A 16,708-nucleotide genomic window follows, 5' to 3' on the forward strand; every position below is an offset into this window, starting at 1 on the left:
TCAGACCTCATCCCTAGCCATCATCTCGGCCGCCAACGGCACCTGAGCTTCAGAGACATCTTCCACCAACTTGGCGACCTCTTCTATGGTTGTCAGGCCAGAATGCAAATACGCCAATGCCGATTCAGCCAGCGGGGTAAACTGCTCGCTGGCGTAAGCGGCGCGGGCAAACTCATGGGGATTACCGCTGCGCATCGCCTCTATCATGGCTTCATCCAGTTCGAGGATCTCAAATACCCCAATCCGGCCACGATAGCCGGTGCCGGAACAGCTCTGACACCCAGTGCCCACTCTAAACCTGGCATCGGAAAAGTCGCGCTTGCTGATGCTCTGGAGCCAGACCCTGTCCTGCGGCGTGAGTTGATAATCTGTGGCGCAGTTCTTACACACCCGCCGCACCAGGCGCTGGGCGATAATGACCCTGAGGGCACTGGCCACCAAATAACTGGCCGCCCCCATATCAAGCAAACGCAGGGCGCTGGTAATGGCGTCATTGGTGTGCAGGGTCGAGAGCACGAAGTGACCTGTCAGGGCGCCGCGCAAGCCGATTTCGACGGTTTCCTGATCCCGCATCTCCCCCACCATTATGATGTCGGGATCCTGGCGCAAGGTGGTGCGCAGTACATTGGAAAAATCCAGGCCTATCTTGTGATTGACCTGCACCTGGTTGATCCGCGGCAGTTGGTATTCCACCGGATCTTCCACAGTAATGATCTTGCTCTCAGCCTTGTTCAACTCGCTGAGAATGCCGTAAAGTGTAGTGGTCTTACCCGAACCTGTAGGGCCTGTGACCAACAACATGCCGTGGGGGCGTTTTATCTGCCGCCGTACCCGCTCAAGAATATGAGGTGGCATCCCGGTTTCATTCAGGGTCAAGAGCCCTGCCGATTGATCCAACAGCCGCATCACCACAGACTCACCGTGATAGATGGGCATGGTAGACATACGCACATCTATCTGATGGCCTTTGATTTCAATATGAAAACGGCCATCCTGGGGCAAACGTTTTTCCGAGATATCCAAGCCGGCCATCAGCTTAAGCCTGAGCACCAGCGCCGCGGCGATATTGACCTCTTTGAGCACGTTTTCCTGCAACAGACCATCCACCCGCTGGCGGATCCTGAGCGACTTGTCACCGGGTTCAATGTGAATGTCCGAGGCGCGGATCTGCACCGCATCCTCGAAAATCGACTGCAACAGCTTAACCACTGTGGTCTCGTTGTCGCTGTCGCCTTCAGTCAAACTGGCGAGATCGAACTGATCATCGGCGGCGTATTCCTCCTCCAACTTACCGGCCATCTGGGCAATGTGGCCGGTGCGGCGATAGAGGTTGTCAAAAGCATCGAACAGCTGCTGTTCCTTCACCACCGCCAGTTTCAGGCGTCTTGGCGCCAACAGCACATCCAATTCATCCAGCGCCTGCAGATCGGCAGGATCGCTCATGGCCACCAGCACGGAATCGCTATCGGCCTCAATCACCAAAGCTCGAAAACGCCGCGCCTGCACTTCAGACAAGAGGTTGACCACCTCGGCAGGAATGGGGCGCTTGCTGATATCGATAAAGGGAATATTCAACTGATGCGAGAGAAACTGCAGCAGCTGCTCCTCGCTGATAAAGTCCATGTCTATCAGGGTGCGTCCCAGCTTGCGGCCGGTTTGTTTTTGTTGTGACAGCGCGTTTTGCAGCTGCACCTCGCTGATAATCTGCTCCTGTACCAGGAGATCACCGAGGCGCATTTTCAACTTGGGTTTCACTGGCGGCCTCCTAACTGGACGAGTCGGTTTTCTATGTAGTCACGGGCATCCGAGGACAAGCCCTGGCGCTTGAGTGCTTCCTGGTAACTGGCCTTGGCGGCATCATAATCGCCACTCGCATCCTGGGCATAGGCTAGCCCCAACCACCAGCGCCCCTGAGAGGCATCCTGCTGGATCAAGCTAAGATAACTTTGTTGTACCAAGGGCCAATCCTTGAGACTTTGGCCAAGTTCCGCCTGCAGCAGCCATTTCTCGCGCCCAAGCTCGCTGCCATCGGCTATCTGTTGCAAACTGGCAAGAGCCAGAGGTAACTCGCTGCGAGCCTTCTGCACCCGGGCCAGCAACAACCAAAACACTGGTTGCTGCGGATAACTTTCGGCACCTTGACGCAGCAGTACTGCCGCCTTGTCCAACTCGCCACGGCCATAAAACAGCGCAGCCAGCTCCTGGCGGGCGTTGTGATTAGCATCATTCAAACGCAAGGCTTCGGCATAGGCCGACATTGCCTTGTCTGTCTGTCCCAGTTCCTTGGCCTGTTGTCCCTGTTGTAATTTCTTTTGCGACAGCTCTGCCGGGGTCAGAGAGACCTGAGTCACGCTCATTTTCGTCTGGCTTGGTTTAGCAGCCGCTGATCTGGATTGGGTTATCCGGCCACTCTCATTGGAGCTGGGCTTCTGCTCCAAGCCTGACTTTTCATTGCGACCCGGTGTTTTTATTTGTGCTGACTGAGCCGGCTCTTGTCCAGCCTCCTGTCCGAGCGGCTCTGCCTTGGCGGCCGGAATATCACTAACGGCCTTGGTATCAAATTTCCCAGAGGCGGCACGGCTCGAATTGAAGCTGCCCGTTTCTGAGCCATAGATTTCCGGGCTTTTTGTTTCAAAGTCGTTCGTTTCAGAGCTTTTTGTTTCAAAAGCTGAGCCTTGAGCATTCAAGCCCGTATCAGGAGCTTTGGATTGTTCACTTGGAGCCAGGCTCTTGCTGGGAAGTTGCAGCACCGAGATCTGCGCCTCAGGATTCAAATTTAATCTATCACTGCCATCGGCAGCACTTGAGACTGCCCTCGGCTGTGGCCGATTTCGGCCCGTGGGCCCAGGCTCATACGGCACAGTCTGCGATGGCTCTGCTCGGTCACCACTAAAGTTTTGAGTTTGGGATGAGCTTGGGTTGTTACTTTCCAGATAACCCCCCAGCCATAATCCCAGCGCCAACAAAGAGATGCCGAGCAGTGTGCCACCCAGCAACAACCACCAGGGGGTGGCCGCCGCGTGACTGGCCTGCCCCACCGGCACATGAGCTAAGTTGTGGGGCTGCTGGCGTTTATCCAGGTCCTTGAGCATCTGATTGACCACGCTCATAGTCCAGTTCCCCTCATGGCATAAACCCCGATCGAGGCGCCGACTGAAGCAAGGAGCAGCGCTAGAGTCGACCAAAGCCAGCGCCAGTTGGAAGTACGGGAAGCATCTTCGGTATCCTTGATGGCGCCTTTGATATGAGTGGATGTTACTTGCTGTTTACCTTCACCGAAACAGAGCAGCAGCGCCTTGTGCGCCAAAATATTCACCAATCTGGGGATCCCTCTGGCGGCGATGGCAATACGCTTACTGTCTGCGGCGCTGAACAACGCCGGCCCCTGATAACCGGCCACTGCCAATCTGTGGCGCAGATAGGCATAGACTTCGTCCCGGGTCAGCGACCGCAAGCGATAGCTGAAGGTAATCCTCTGGCGTAACTGGCGAAACTCTTGCTGCGCCAAGCGCGCATCAAGCTCGGGCTGGCCGAAGATCACCACCTGCAGCAACTTGCGGCTCTCGGTTTCCAGATTGGTCAACAGCCGCAAAGCTTCAAGACTCTCATCCGGCAGAGCTTGGGCTTCATCAAGCAGCAAAACAATATTAAGCCCTTGGGCACTGAGCGCCAGCAGTTGCTGCTGAATAAGACCACTGAGTTGCTGCTGATCTTTAATATCACTCACGGCAATCCCCAGCTCCTCGGCAATCGCCAGCCTGAGTTCTGCCGGGGTCAGATAAGGATTAGGCAACCAGGCGCAGCGAAACTGCTGCGGTAACTCGTTGAGCAGTTTGCGGCACAGCAAGGTCTTGCCGGTTCCCACCTCGCCGGTGACCTTGATAAAACCTTCACCGGTTTGCAGCGCCACCTGCAATACTTGCAAGGCCTCCACATGGGGAGCCAACCCCAGGAAGAATCCTGTGTTGGGGGTCAGGGCAAAAGGCATGCTCTGCATGCCAAAGTGCTGCAGATACATAGAAGCGGTTATTCCTGTGGATACCAGCGGTCGAGCAAGCTCTGGGAACGTTGCAGTTCTTTTTGCCAGGTGCCATCAACTACCACGGTCGGCTTGAGCAAAATCACCAGCTCTGTCTTGCGCTTTAACTTACTGCGGTTGGTAAAGGCTTCACCGATAAAGGGAATATCGCCCAGCAGCGGCACCTTGGATACCACTTCGGTATTCTCGCTCTTCATCAGGCCGCCAATCACCACCACATCACCGGAAAGCGCCTTGATGACAGTGTCGGACTCACGGATTTCACTCTGGGCCAAGGGCAGATCCAACGAAGAGTCACTTATCTTGATACTCTTGTTCTGCTCTTTCACATCTGTGACTGAAGGATGTACATGCAGCAAGACACTGCCGTCTTTGTCTATTTGGGGCGTCACGTCCAGAGCGATTCCCGAGAAGAAGGGCGTCAACTCCACCTCAGGAGAGGTCACAGGCGTAGTGCTGGCCACTGTGGTAGAGGAAACATCCGTGACAAAGTATTCGTCACGGCCAACTTTGATCACCGCCTTCTGGTTGTTGGACGCTGTCACCCTGGGGCTTGAGAGCACATCGACATCGCCTTGGGTATCGAGCAGAGTGATCAAAGCCGAAAAATCCGTACCCGTAATTTTCAACGAAGTTACACCGCCGATCACATTTGAGATTGAATCAGCAAACGTTCCTCCAGAAGTACCGAAACCCACCTCAGCTTTATGACCTCTGCGATCATAACTGCCGGTGATTCCATCCCAATTGTTATCTGCACTCCCTCCATCAGAGGCTAACCTATCCCATTGGATCCCCTGCTGATAACCATCGGAGAGGGTCACTTCGAGGATCTTGGCTTCCAGAATAACCTGCCGCTGCAGATGGCTCTCGGCGGTGGAAAGGAAACTGCGAATTTGCCGTAACTCATCCGGATTGGCTCTGACGGTTACCAAGCCGGCCTGGGGAGTGACCACCACGGAGCGGCCATCGCCACTGTTGCCCAGAATCGATTCCAGGGTCTTTTGCAGCTCGCCCCAGAAATCTGTCTTGGTGCGGGAACTGATAAAGGTGCCGTTGGTGTTATTGCTGTTCTGGTTGTTGCTATTGTTATTGTTGTTATTGCCAAAACCACTGTTGTTATTGTTGTTCAGGCCATTATTGTTCTGATTGCTATTGCCGTTGTTGTTATTGTTGTCAGAGATCCTTCCCGAGCTGACCGAGGTCAGCGACAGACCGATACGCTCCATATAGAGGTAATTGACCGGGAAAGTCTCGGTTCTAAGGCCAGCGGGATAGACCCTCAAGACTCGTCCTTCCCGGCTGATCTCATAACCGTAAATATCCTGCACTACCTGCAAGGCTTCACTCAGAGTTACGCCCTTGAGCGATAAAGAGATATTGCCGCTCACTTGTGGATGCACAGCCACACTGAAGGGAGTGCCTTCCACCAAACTCGGAAAAAACACTCTGGCATCGACATCATTGGCCGAGACATCAAAACGCCGCTCTGTCTGCATAGGTGCCGCCAGCCCGGCCAAAAGACCATCGGCATTCAACTCCTGCTGCACACCGGGAGGCAAGCTGGCCGGAGGGGGCACTACTGCCCTGGCACTTTGCTGCGCCATGGAATCGCGCAGCGCCTCTTTGGAAGCTGCTGGGTTGGGCCTATCCGTGGTTTGGCAGGCCGCCAGGCCCAGAACCAACAACGGCAGCATAGAGGCGAGTCTGGTTTTCATTAATGTTTTTCCTTGCGCTCGGTAATCGCTTGAAACAGATAGAGTCGGCGGCCATCGGCCAGCAAAACACTGCCCTGATCGATACGGCTTAGCACCACACCTTGAATCCTGTCTCCCTGGCGGTAAATTTGGTTATTGATCACGGCCCGCCTGCCCTGAGGTCCATTGAGCAGACTGCTCAGTACCAAGCCCTGCCCGCCCGGCTCCTTGGCCGGAGCGTTCAGCCCCTGCGCCGGCATGGTGGGGTCCCGCAAACTGGCGGCAACGAGATCCTGGCTACAGAGTAGCGCCAATAAGATTAAGCTCTTAGCTGGATGATGCCACACTGATAAAGTCCTCATTGATGCTGAGCGTGTATAACTCAAGTTGCACACTGGCCTTGGGATACTCAGACACCCGGTAATCCAGGCGCTTCCAATAAAGCTTGTCCGGCATCTTTTCCACCGCCTGTACAAACTTGAGCACGGCGAAATAGTCACCTTCCAGCTCCAGCACTATGCCGTGGCTATAAAGATTCATCTGCTGCTCATCGGCTTTGCCTACCACCAGCAAAGGGGTTGGGGCGACAGACTTGAAGCCGGTCAACTGTATTCCCTGCACCCGTTCCAGCAAGGCAGTAAGCAATGACGGCATATAACTGGCGGGCACCATGTCAACCATCTGGCTGTCCAGCTGTTGATCCAGCGTAGCGATATCACGATTCACTTGCGCCAAATTTGCCTTGAGCGCCGTATCCGGATCTTCCGCCAGGCGTTGACGATAGAGCGCCAGCTGTTGCTGGCTGAGCTTGATGCTACTCTGGCCAGCATGCAGCCGTTGCAGATTGCTCTGGCGCTCCAGCCAGAAAGACTCCAGCGGCAGATACAGCAGCAATAGCAGCAACAACAGGCTGACTCCCGCCACCATGCCTCTTTCTCTTTGACTCAAACCATCAAAGGCTTGGCCCAGACGCCGAAGGAAATTCATTTCTTCACCTCCAGGGCTTCACTGGTCAGAACGAAGGCCAATGGCTGGCCTGGCTCCCGAGCCATGGTCATAGAAGCAAACGAGCGCCCTCTCAGACTCTCTGTTTGTTTGAGCTTGTCTATCCAACGCGGCAGACTCTGCGGATATTGGCCGAAACCTTCAAACGCCAATTTGCCTTCTTCCAGCTTGATGCGACTCAGCCACACACTGCCATCGGACACTTGAGCCAACTCCTGCAGCACAGGCGCAAAGCCCTTGGAGGTCATGCGCTCCCGCTGCCCAAGTTCGGTCAGCAGTAACCCCTTGAGCTCCCGCTCCTGAGTACGGCGCTCCAGCTCAACGACCAGCTCGGCACTAGGGCGACGCTTGGCCAATTCGGCTTCCAGTTGTTGTTTTTCGCTCTCCAAGGCCTGGCGCTGCGACTCGACCTCAAGCAACTGCCTGGACACTTGCGTTTGCTGCCACCATCCCAAGCCGATAAGCGAAAGCCCCAATAACAAGAGCACACCTGCAATAGCCAACAAACGGGCGAAACTGAGCCTTAACCTGGGGGGCAAGAGAGAAGGCGAATAGAGATTGACCCGGGTCTTGCTCATTTACTCCCCCGCTCAAGTTCCTGATAGCTGAGTTCAGCCATTTTCATGCCGACATCCATGCCATCTACCGGACGCACCTGCTGGTTGAAATTACGGGACACAAGTTGCGCCAAGGCATAGGTTTGCCCCTGAACCATAATGTCAATCGAGGCCACCGGCGCTTGCCGAAGCTGACTTTCAAAAAAGTCCATCGAGCGCTGGATCTCCAGGCTAAGGGTATCGGCAACGCCGAACCCCAAGGATTCGGCATCGGTCTGATGCAATTCGGCAAATCCGCGGATACGCCGCTGCATATAGAGCTCACCCTCGCGTACCACAGTGAGTAATAACTCCTGTCCAGGCACTTGGCTTATCACCAGCCTGGCTAAAGGGTCTTGGTTAAAGAGGTTAGTGGGCAGTAACTCTTCGATGCTGATCCCCACCAACTGCATACCGGCCTTATCTATTTCCTGGGCCAAGGCAGACAAGCGACTGTGGGAACAGACGACAACATTGAGTTTGTCACTGCTTTTAATCGGCGATTCAAAGTAATCCAAATGGATATCGGTTGGCGGCGTGCTGACCATATCCTTGACCGCCCACACCAATGCCTGAGCCATCTCATCGGCTTCAACCTTGGGCCGGTCGGCACTCAAAAGCTGATAGCGACCAAAACCTAAAGTCAATTGTAATTTTGAAGGGCCAAAATCGGCATAAACCGAGGAAAACAGTGAGTTCCAATCATCTTTGTGCAGTGGATAGCAGTGACAAAGGGCTCTTTGATCGTCATTTTCCGGGCGAAAGACCCAGGCGTGATTGGCCGCGAGGAACACCCCGGTATTGCTACCGGATTGAGGCGCGCCAAAGTTGAAAAGACGACTGATGAATGACTTGTTCGTCATAAGAAACCCTGAGTCCCTGTGAAAACGGCAGCGTTTATCGTACCCATAAGGTTATGAACTTGCTGCCAATTTAAAGTTAAGTCAATATTTTGGCATGTTCATTCTAAACACTAATCAATTCATTTTATAGGCAAATATTATTAAACTGAGAGCTGCCCTAAAGATAGGCTCAGCAAAGTCGGCAAACAAGTCCAGCCTGTAGTAACCCGGAACTCTTTCTTGATCAGGCTGTTGCCGGCATAGGCTCGCTGAACCAGCTACCCTGAGCGGCGCTGACGCCGAGTATTCTCAGTGTCTGCCACTCTTCAAACAACTCCACCCCCTCGGCGCAAACCTGCACTTCGGTACGGTAGAGTCCACCTATCAAGCTACGAACAAACAGTTGGTTTTCGGGTCGTAAATGGATCTGCCGCACTATGGATCTGTGCAGCTTAATCAGTTGGAAACCTGTGTCCTGAATATATTGGGTGCTGATCACCTGCTGGCCCACATGATCGACGCACAGGCGCGCCCCCATCTTGCGGATCATCTGTAACCTGGAGGCGATTTTCTCCTGATTGGGCGCCGCGATATCCTCACTGACCTCGAAGATCAACCTACCGGTCAGGTCCCGGTATTCCAGCAAGGTGGTACGCAACCAGCGAATAAAGGCGCGGCTCATCAGCGAATCCAGGCTCAGGTTGATGCTGAAACAAACCTTCTTGTCCGGCTCACTCGGCAGCAACTCAAATAAGACTCTTTCCAGAGTCTGGCGCTCAATTTGCGGCATCAGGCCACATTTAACCGCCATAGGCAAAAATAGGGTCGCTCGCACCAGATTACCTTCGGGATCCCTGGCTCGGGTAAACACCTCTCTATGGTGCAGCTTGCCGTCACAATCCATCACGGGCTGGGTATAAGCCAGAAATCGCTTATTGACCAAGGCCATTTCCAGAAAGCTGCGCCAGCGTACCGAGCCCTTGGCGAACTCCTGATCCACCGCGCCCTTATCATACATAAACCAGGTATTGATCCCCTGCAGCTGCGCTGCTCTAAGGGCCATTTCCGCCTCTTCCAGCAGTTGCTGATGGCCATCACCCACCTTGAAATAAGCGCCGCCGAGATGATAGAAGTTGTCGGCATTGTCCAGCTTGGGCAATACCTGGCTTTGGCAGACTTTTAACAAGCGGATCGCCAGTTGATCGGCCTCCGCCAGGGAGATTTGGGTCACCACTATTGCAAACTGGTTATGGGAGCGGCGGGCAAAGAAACTGTTGGGCTGAGACTGCAGGATCTGGCTGATACCGTTGACGTTTTGTCTGAGCAGTTCCAGCGTCAGACTGTCCCCCAGCTTTTGTTGCAGCAGATCCAGATCCTCCAGCTCCAACAGATAGAGCACCCCATGGGCTATCATGCCCTGCTCATTGCTCAGGGCATCGAGGCGATTCTTGAGAAACAGACGGTTACCTATACGGGTGTCGGGATCCAGGAAGGTATTACTGCGAATAAACTTGTCGAACCTGGCACGTTCTTTCTGGGCATCGGCCAGTTCTTCCAGCAAACGGCTGAGGGCACGGTTAATCAACCTGGGTTTACCCTTGCCCGGCATCGCCAGTGCTTTTTCGTGCTCACCCAGGAGAATCAAACGGCTGCGCTGCGCCAGCTCTTCAATCCCCTCCAATTGCCGCGAATACCAGAGATAGCCAAAGCGAACAAACGCCAGTACGGCCCCGACGCCAAGTAGAATGATCAAGACTTCGTACCAACCTGGCCTGTGCTGGGAAAACGGCTGCGGCAGTTCCAGCTCCATGCGAAACTCAGGGTTGCTCTTCAACGAAGATTGATAGCGCACCAGGTTTTCTGTAGCGATATTGCCTTTATATTCAAATAGTAATTTATCATGATGCCAGAGCTTAAAACTGGCGGCATTGTAGGCAATCAACATGGGTGGCAGCCAGGACTCCAGCTCCCAGTTACTGCCGGAATGGTATTGATTGGCCAGCATGGTTTCCAGCTCCGTGACTTTCTGTTGCTGGAACTTGTAGGTCAGTTGCAGAAAACTCATCATGGCGCAGAGCAGAAACACAAATGCCACTATCGTCAGCGATAAGAGCCAAAAACTGGTGAGCTTTTTTGTGAGAATACGGGTGAGTTTCATTGAGGGCGATCCTGCCAGTCTTCTTATTCTTCTTGGGGTGAGCCGCCTCACTGCGGGAACTCAGTCTGCTGATTATTCAGCAGCCATACGCAAAAGGCAACCAACAAGCAGCATAGACCAGAAAATGTCCCAACAGTCTTGCAAAAACAACAAAGGGGCCAACAAGGCCCCTTTGGAATAAAACTGCTATCAGACTTCCGGGTATTGCGGCAAAGTGTCTATCTGAGCCACCCCAGAGTCGATTGCGGCTTGGGCCACAGCCTTGGCGACTTTAGGCAGCAATCTTGGGTCCATCGGCTTGGGCAACACATACTGAGGGCCAAAGCTCAACTCGCTGACATTGGGGTAAGCCGCCAACACAGATTCAGGCACAGGCTCCTTGGCCAGTTCGGCAATGGCATAAACCGCGGCTATTTTCATCTCATCATTGATGCGGCTGGCACGCACATCCAGGGCGCCACGGAAGATGAATGGGAAACAGAGCACATTGTTGACCTGGTTGGGATAGTCGCTGCGACCGGTTCCCATGATCAGATCCTTACGTATCTCATGGGCCAGCTCAGGCTTGATCTCAGGATCCGGGTTGGAGCAGGCGAAGATCACCGGCTTCTCGGCCATCATGGCCACTTCCTCGGCGCCGAGAACGTCAGGGCCGGAAAGGCCCAGGAACACATCGGCGCCCTTGATCACATCCTGCAGCGTGCGCTTGTCTGTATTGTTGGCAAACAGTGCCTTGTACTCGTTGAGATCTTCACGGCGGGTATGAATCACGCCTTTTCTATCCAACATGTAGACATTTTCACGCTGGGCACCACACTTGACCAACATGCTCATACAGGCGATGGCCGCTGCGCCTGCACCCATACAGACAAACACAGCCTCTTCCAGCTTCTTGCCCTGGATCTCGAGGGCATTGATCATCCCGGCGGCTGTCACAATTGCCGTGCCGTGCTGGTCGTCGTGAAACACAGGAACCTGGCAGCGCTCGATCAGCTCACGTTCAATTTCGAAGCACTCGGGCGCCTTGATATCTTCCAGGTTGATACCGCCAAAGGAGTCGGCAATCGCTTCAACAGTATGAATAAACTCTTCAGCTGTGCGGTGTTTTACTTCGATATCTGTGGCGTCGATATTGGCAAAGTGCTTGAACAGCAAAGCCTTTCCTTCCATTACCGGCTTGGATGGCAAGGGGCCGAGGTTACCCAGTCCCAGAATGGCAGTACCGTTGGAGATCACAGCAACCGTGTTGCCCTTGTTGGTGTATCTGTACGCATTGGCAGGATTGGAAGCGATTTCACGTACCGGCTCTGCCACTCCAGGGCTGTAGGCCAGAGCCAAATCCATACTGGTCTCGGCAGGCTTGGTCAGCATCACTGCGGTTTTGCCTGGAACGGGGAACTCATGGTAATCGAGCGCTTTTTGACGGAAATCTGTCATTTTAAAATCCTGAAATGCGGAATGATATTAAGTAAAAACCGTACAAACACAGGTCTGGATCACTGCAAAATTCCTTTCACAGTGACTCAAATCACAAGGCGCTAAAGATACGCGAAAAGGCACGAGTTTAAAACAGTGGATGGCAAATTTTCCACTTAAGTCAGGTATTTTGCTTCTAAGGGGGATTTTCCAAACTTATCTGTGAAGGATGGCTGACGATAATCTGCCACTTTTTGTAGGAAAAATACAACTTACCCCGCACTACAACGGCTCTTTTGAGCGAGTTCAACGCTAAAACCTTGCTAAAATTACCAGATCCGGCCTGAGGTATGCCAACATAGAAGTTATCGTCCAGAATAAGCCACAAATACTGTCCCTTTCTTTCAAAATCCGTCACTACACCTCTGACCAGCCGGTAGTGATTTAAATCCTGTTGTCCGATAACCGAAGTCGCCTTGGGCGCATAGTCGTCAAACTGCCACAAGCCTGCATTCTGAGTGCGCGCTTGCTGCTCCATCTCGGCAAAGCATTCCCAAAATGGATGTTCCTGATAGACCCTGGCCATCGCAAAACCCTGTTGCAGCAACGCCTGCTGCAACAATAAACCATCCGCAGTAAAGACATAGGCCAAGGTGCGACCATAGGGATCCAGCTTGGTAGGACCAAACATCAGCGCCAGCTCATCCCCCACTTTGAGCTTAGAGGCTACAAAGGCCCTGGCCTCCAGACTGTAGCGCTGGGAGAGACTGGGATACTGATGATCTATCTCGGGGGCATTGACACCTATCAAGCGTATCAGGCGGCCATCTTTGAGTGTGAGGGTATCGCCATCATTGATATAGGCGAGTGTGACCTTTTCGCTGGCTGTATAGGGAATGCACAAGTTGTCGGCTGTGCTGGCCTGCGCCAATCCCAAAGACTGCAGAGTGCCCAGCAACAACAAGCCGTTTATCAAGCCTGCGCCTATGCGATTAAGGTTCCTTAGAGATATCATAGCGCCTCCCTTGGCAGTGTTTTTTCTTGGCCGCCCTGACTAACAGCGCAAAATCCTTTTTCACTGTTAACTATGTATCCTAGCCCCGGGTCAAGGTGATATCCGAAACATAGCCGTGAGCGCAGTTTTGTAAGGCGTTGCTTAGCATGGCTGCCGCTTCATCGGCCGTCATAAAATTCGATGTATCCACCAACTTACCGCTGCTGGGCCAAAACCCGGTTGCCATTCCACCTGGGTAGACGGCTATCAGCTTTATCTTGCTGCCCTTGAGCTCCAAGCGCAGAGACTCCAGCATGCCTCTGACGGCCCACTTTACCGCACAGTAACTGCTCTCTCCGGCCTTGGGTTGCAGCGCCGCGGTAGACATGACAATCACCAGTGTCATGCTCTCTTGCCGCCAACGAGCCAGCATGGCTCTAAGCAGCAACAGGGTGGACAGGAGATTATTGTCGATAAGGCTCTTTATCTCGGCCGGTGACTGAGTTTCCAGGTTACCGAAGCGACCACTGCCGGCACAGTGCAACAACATTTCAGGGGCCTCGCCCAAAGTATCTAGCAGAGCCTCAATCGCGCTCGGATTGGTTAAATCTGTTGTTTGACAACTGACTCCTGGCAACTCTGCCGCCAGTTGTTGCAACCTCTGTTCGTTGCGGCCGGTTAACAACAAGGACTCACCTTCAGTATGATAGCGCCTCGCTAGCGCTGCCCCCAAGCCACTGCTGGCCCCTGTGATCAATTTCATTTGCTTTGCTCTCCGACTTCAGATGGGGATTGCGGCAGAGGCCGATAGGTTTGGCTTTGCCAGTCAAATTGATAGGTCTTGCCCTGCCATTGATACAAGGTACGATTACCTTCTTGTATCACCCTGGCGTTAGCCGGCAGACTGGCGCGACTCCCGGTGTCGGCCAAGGTTTCGAAGTGAGTCGTGACTCGCTGCGGTGGCGCAACCACCACAGGTTCCGGCTTGGGTTGCCTGCGATATACATAGGGGCGCTGCCAGCGATCTCTGTACCAAGGCTCATCCCACTGCCAACGATTCCATGGGTCGTAGCGCCAGGGCGATAGCCAGGGATTGTTAACGCCCCAATACAGCCCCCAATGACTTCGTGAGCCATGGTTATGGTGGCGATTATAATCTTCTCTATGAATATCGCCCTGATAGTGGCGCTCGGCATGGGAGTTATCCCAAGCAGCAGCCACCTGTGGCAAACTCATCAGTATCAGACTCAGGAAAATTGCTCGTTTCATATAGCCTCCAGGCTTCAAGGCCCGCAGCTTTCATGCTACTACGGCTGACTCCCGGATTCACCAGAGAATCACAGGATAAACGAAGATGACTCAGCGTGCATTCAGCCAAGGGTTAGCTGTTTGTCTCTAGCCACGGCAACTATCTCAGGGAAGATCCGACTTCGACAAGCCCCAGACATGCCTGCAGTCAGATACCTTGACCGCCGATTGCTGTGCAAGCCAAAGTGCCTTGAGGAGTTATTCGCACCTTCCTTAGCAGTTAACCGTTGCCGGGATTAATGCTATAGTGCGCGCCATTAATGCATTCGGAAGCGAGGCTATTTCCACATGAGTTTTAAGGATTTACGCAGTTTTATCGATCACCTCGAGAGTCAGGGTGAGCTCAAGCGTATCAGCTATCCGGTTGATCCTTATCTTGAAATGACCGAAATAGCCGATCGGGTGCTGCGCGCCGGTGGCCCAGCACTGTTGTTTGAAAACCCCAAGGGCAAACAGATGCCTGTGCTGGTTAACCTCTTCGGTACGCCGAAGCGGGTCGCCATGGCCCTGGGCAAGGATGATCCCATGGCGCTGCGGGACGTGGGCGAACTGCTGGCGTTTCTCAAGGAGCCAGAGCCACCCAGGGGCTTCAAGGATGCCATTGCCAAGATCCCCATGTTCAAACAAGCGCTGAACATGCCACCCAAGACAGTGCGTAACGCCCCATGCCAAGAGGTGGTGTTGCAAGGCGATCAGGTCGACCTGACCGCCCTGCCCATTCAGCACTGCTGGCCCGGCGATGTTGCACCACTGGTAACCTGGGGTTTGACCATCACCAAAGGGCCGAGACAGAAACGCCAGAATCTGGGGATCTACCGCCAGCAACTGCTCGGCAAGAACAAGCTGATCATGCGTTGGTTGTCACACAGAGGCGGGGCGTTGGACTTTGCCGACTTCAAGCAGCAGCACCCAGGTGAAAAATATCCTGTGGTAGTGGCTCTGGGCAGCGACCCAGTCACCATTCTCGGCGCCGTCACGCCAGTGCCCGATGCCATGAGTGAATATGCTTTTGCCGGGCTGCTGCGCGGTGAGCGCACCGAAGTGGTCAAGGCCTTGAGTTGCGATCTGGAAGTACCGGCCACCAGCGAAATCATTCTCGAAGGTTATATCGATCCCGAAGAGATGGCGGTGGAAGGCCCCTACGGTGACCACACAGGTTATTACAATGAAACCGACAGTTTTCCTGTGTTTACCGTGACCCATATCAGTCACAGAAAAGACGCCATCTACCACAGCACCTACACGGGAAGGCCACCGGATGAACCGGCTATGCTCGGGGTAGCGCTCAATGAGGTCTTCGTTCCTATCCTGCGCAAGCAGTATCCGGAAATCGTCGACTTTTACCTGCCGCCGGAGGGTTGTTCCTACCGGATGGCGGTGATCTCCATCCGCAAACAATATCCCGGCCATGCCAAGCGGGTGATGATGGGAGCCTGGTCTTTCCTGCGTCAGTTTATGTATACCAAGTTTATTGTCATAGTCGACGAAGACGTGAATTGCCGCGACTGGCAGGACGTTATCTGGGCCATAACCACCCGGATGGATCCCAGCCGCGACACTGTGATGATAGACAACACCCCCATTGACTATCTGGATTTCGCTTCGCCCGTGGCGGGACTGGGATCCAAAATGGGCCTGGATGCCACCAATAAGTGGGAAGGTGAAACCAACCGCGAATGGGGCACCCCAATAGTGATGGACCAAGAGGTTAAACAGCGAGTGGACGAGATTTGGGAGCAGTTGGGCATAGAAGACCAAGCGACCCTATAATCCGCAATAACTACGTTAGCCATTATTAAAATAAGCCTTCAACAGAGAGGTAAAAAGGAAGTTCGATGAATAGCATCCGCTGTAAAATAGAGAAAGTTGCCCCATTCAATGACGCTGTGTACCAGGTATTGCTGCGCCCCGAAAAACCGCTGGAGTTCAAGGCAGGTCAATACCTGTGTGTGGTAATGGGTGAGAAAGACAAGCGTCCCTTCTCCATAGCTTCGGCTCCCGGCAGCGAACTCATAGAACTTCACATAGGCGCAGCCGTCAGCGAGAGCTATCCCATGCAAGTGGTCGAGCGGCTGAGAAACAACAGCCATATCGATATCGAAGCTCCGGGCGGCGAAGCCTTCCTCAGACACCAGAGTGTCAGGCCCAGACTGCTGGTTGCCGGTGGTACAGGCTTCTCCTATATCAAGAGCCTGGTAGAGCAGCAAATCGCCCTGGGGCAAAAGGTTGAAACCCTGCTCTATTGGGGCTGCCGCAATCCTGAAGCCATGTACTACGAAACCATCGCCAGAGAGTGGCATCAAGCACACCCTTGGTTGCATTTCGTGCCAGTAGTAGAACAGGCCGATGCCGACTGGCAGGGGAAACAGGCCAATCTACTGTCGCAGATACGCTCGGACTTTGTCAGCCTGGTGGGCTATGACATCTATATCGCCGGTCGTTTCGACATGGTCGGCGCTGCGCGAGAGCTGTTCCGCGAGATGGGACTGGATGAAGCCCACCTCTACGGCGATGCCTTCGCCTTTATCAAATAACTGTCTTCATCTTTATTCAATAGTGGTCGCAGCATGCGGCCGCTATTTTTGCCACTATTAATGTGTGTCAGCTCTCATCCACCGGGGTGCACAGTCCAAGCGCTCTGACATAGAATAAA

The 16,708-nt window shown here is 53.7% G+C and carries 15 protein-coding genes; 2 read left to right on the forward strand and 13 right to left on the reverse strand.

What is annotated here, in order from left to right:
• From ACMHXE_RS16325 to ACMHXE_RS16385, 13 genes are all read right to left on the reverse strand, one after another.
• Positions 1-1,755, reverse strand: a complete 1,755-nt coding sequence (locus ACMHXE_RS16325) for a GspE/PulE family protein (RefSeq protein ID WP_101054731.1) — start codon at positions 1,753-1,755, stop codon at positions 1-3.
• Entirely contained in the window at positions 1,752-3,110 is a 1,359-nt protein-coding gene (locus tag ACMHXE_RS16330) for a tetratricopeptide repeat protein (RefSeq protein WP_413732804.1), read from the reverse strand. Before ACMHXE_RS16330 ends, ACMHXE_RS16325 begins: the two co-directional genes overlap by 4 nt.
• Positions 3,107-4,018: an ExeA family protein gene (locus tag ACMHXE_RS16335; RefSeq protein WP_071238659.1), complete on the reverse strand. Its 912-nt coding sequence runs from the start codon at positions 4,016-4,018 to the stop codon at positions 3,107-3,109. Before ACMHXE_RS16335 ends, ACMHXE_RS16330 begins: the two co-directional genes overlap by 4 nt.
• Positions 4,019-4,026: 8 nt before the next feature.
• Positions 4,027-5,757 (reverse strand): pilus (MSHA type) biogenesis protein MshL, encoded by a 1,731-nt coding sequence (gene mshL / locus ACMHXE_RS16340; RefSeq protein ID WP_226564640.1) that lies wholly within the window; start codon positions 5,755-5,757, stop codon positions 4,027-4,029.
• Positions 5,757-6,083 carry an MSHA biogenesis protein MshK gene (locus tag ACMHXE_RS16345; RefSeq protein WP_413732806.1) on the reverse strand — a complete coding sequence of 109 codons (327 nt, stop codon included), beginning with the start codon at positions 6,081-6,083 and terminating at the stop codon, positions 5,757-5,759. The genes mshL and ACMHXE_RS16345 overlap by 1 nt, the downstream gene beginning before the upstream one ends.
• Complete coding sequence (locus tag ACMHXE_RS16350) at positions 6,064-6,723, reverse strand: type II secretion system protein GspM (RefSeq protein ID WP_101054718.1); 660 nt, start codon at positions 6,721-6,723, stop codon at positions 6,064-6,066. Before ACMHXE_RS16350 ends, ACMHXE_RS16345 begins: the two co-directional genes overlap by 20 nt.
• Complete coding sequence (locus ACMHXE_RS16355) at positions 6,720-7,319, reverse strand: PilN domain-containing protein (RefSeq protein WP_101054715.1); 600 nt, start codon at positions 7,317-7,319, stop codon at positions 6,720-6,722. The genes ACMHXE_RS16350 and ACMHXE_RS16355 overlap by 4 nt, the downstream gene beginning before the upstream one ends.
• On the reverse strand, positions 7,316-8,200 hold the full coding sequence (locus tag ACMHXE_RS16360) for an MSHA biogenesis protein MshI (protein ID WP_101054712.1): 885 nt from the start codon (positions 8,198-8,200) through the stop codon (positions 7,316-7,318). Before ACMHXE_RS16360 ends, ACMHXE_RS16355 begins: the two co-directional genes overlap by 4 nt.
• A 223-nt stretch (positions 8,201-8,423) precedes the next feature.
• The gene (gene csrD / locus ACMHXE_RS16365; protein WP_101054709.1) at positions 8,424-10,337 is read right to left on the reverse strand and encodes an RNase E specificity factor CsrD; all 1,914 of its coding nucleotides are present in this window, start codon (positions 10,335-10,337) and stop codon (positions 8,424-8,426) included.
• A 189-nt stretch (positions 10,338-10,526) separates the two neighbouring features.
• The gene (locus ACMHXE_RS16370) at positions 10,527-11,774 is read right to left on the reverse strand and encodes a malic enzyme-like NAD(P)-binding protein (protein WP_101054707.1); all 1,248 of its coding nucleotides are present in this window, start codon (positions 11,772-11,774) and stop codon (positions 10,527-10,529) included.
• A 175-nt stretch (positions 11,775-11,949) separates the two neighbouring features.
• Entirely contained in the window at positions 11,950-12,768 is an 819-nt protein-coding gene (locus tag ACMHXE_RS16375) for a thermonuclease family protein (protein ID WP_412502387.1), read from the reverse strand.
• Between the two features lie 79 nt (positions 12,769-12,847).
• Positions 12,848-13,510, reverse strand: coding sequence for an SDR family NAD(P)-dependent oxidoreductase (locus ACMHXE_RS16380; RefSeq protein ID WP_101054702.1), 663 nt, complete (start codon positions 13,508-13,510; stop codon positions 12,848-12,850).
• Positions 13,507-14,016 (reverse strand): hypothetical protein, encoded by a 510-nt coding sequence (locus tag ACMHXE_RS16385; protein ID WP_413732808.1) that lies wholly within the window; start codon positions 14,014-14,016, stop codon positions 13,507-13,509. Before ACMHXE_RS16385 ends, ACMHXE_RS16380 begins: the two co-directional genes overlap by 4 nt.
• 327 nt (positions 14,017-14,343) lie before the next feature.
• On the opposite strand from ACMHXE_RS16385, the gene ubiD reads away from it, so the two are divergent.
• Entirely contained in the window at positions 14,344-15,825 is a 1,482-nt protein-coding gene (ubiD, locus tag ACMHXE_RS16390) for a 4-hydroxy-3-polyprenylbenzoate decarboxylase (protein ID WP_054744491.1), read from the forward strand.
• 65 nt (positions 15,826-15,890) lie between these two features.
• On the forward strand, positions 15,891-16,589 hold the full coding sequence (gene fre / locus ACMHXE_RS16395; RefSeq protein WP_101054692.1) for an NAD(P)H-flavin reductase: 699 nt from the start codon (positions 15,891-15,893) through the stop codon (positions 16,587-16,589).
• Positions 16,590-16,708 lie beyond the last annotated feature (119 nt).

Source organism: Shewanella sp. BJSY2023SW007 (assembly GCF_047314525.1).
GTDB lineage: Bacteria > Pseudomonadota > Gammaproteobacteria > Enterobacterales > Shewanellaceae > Shewanella > Shewanella chilikensis.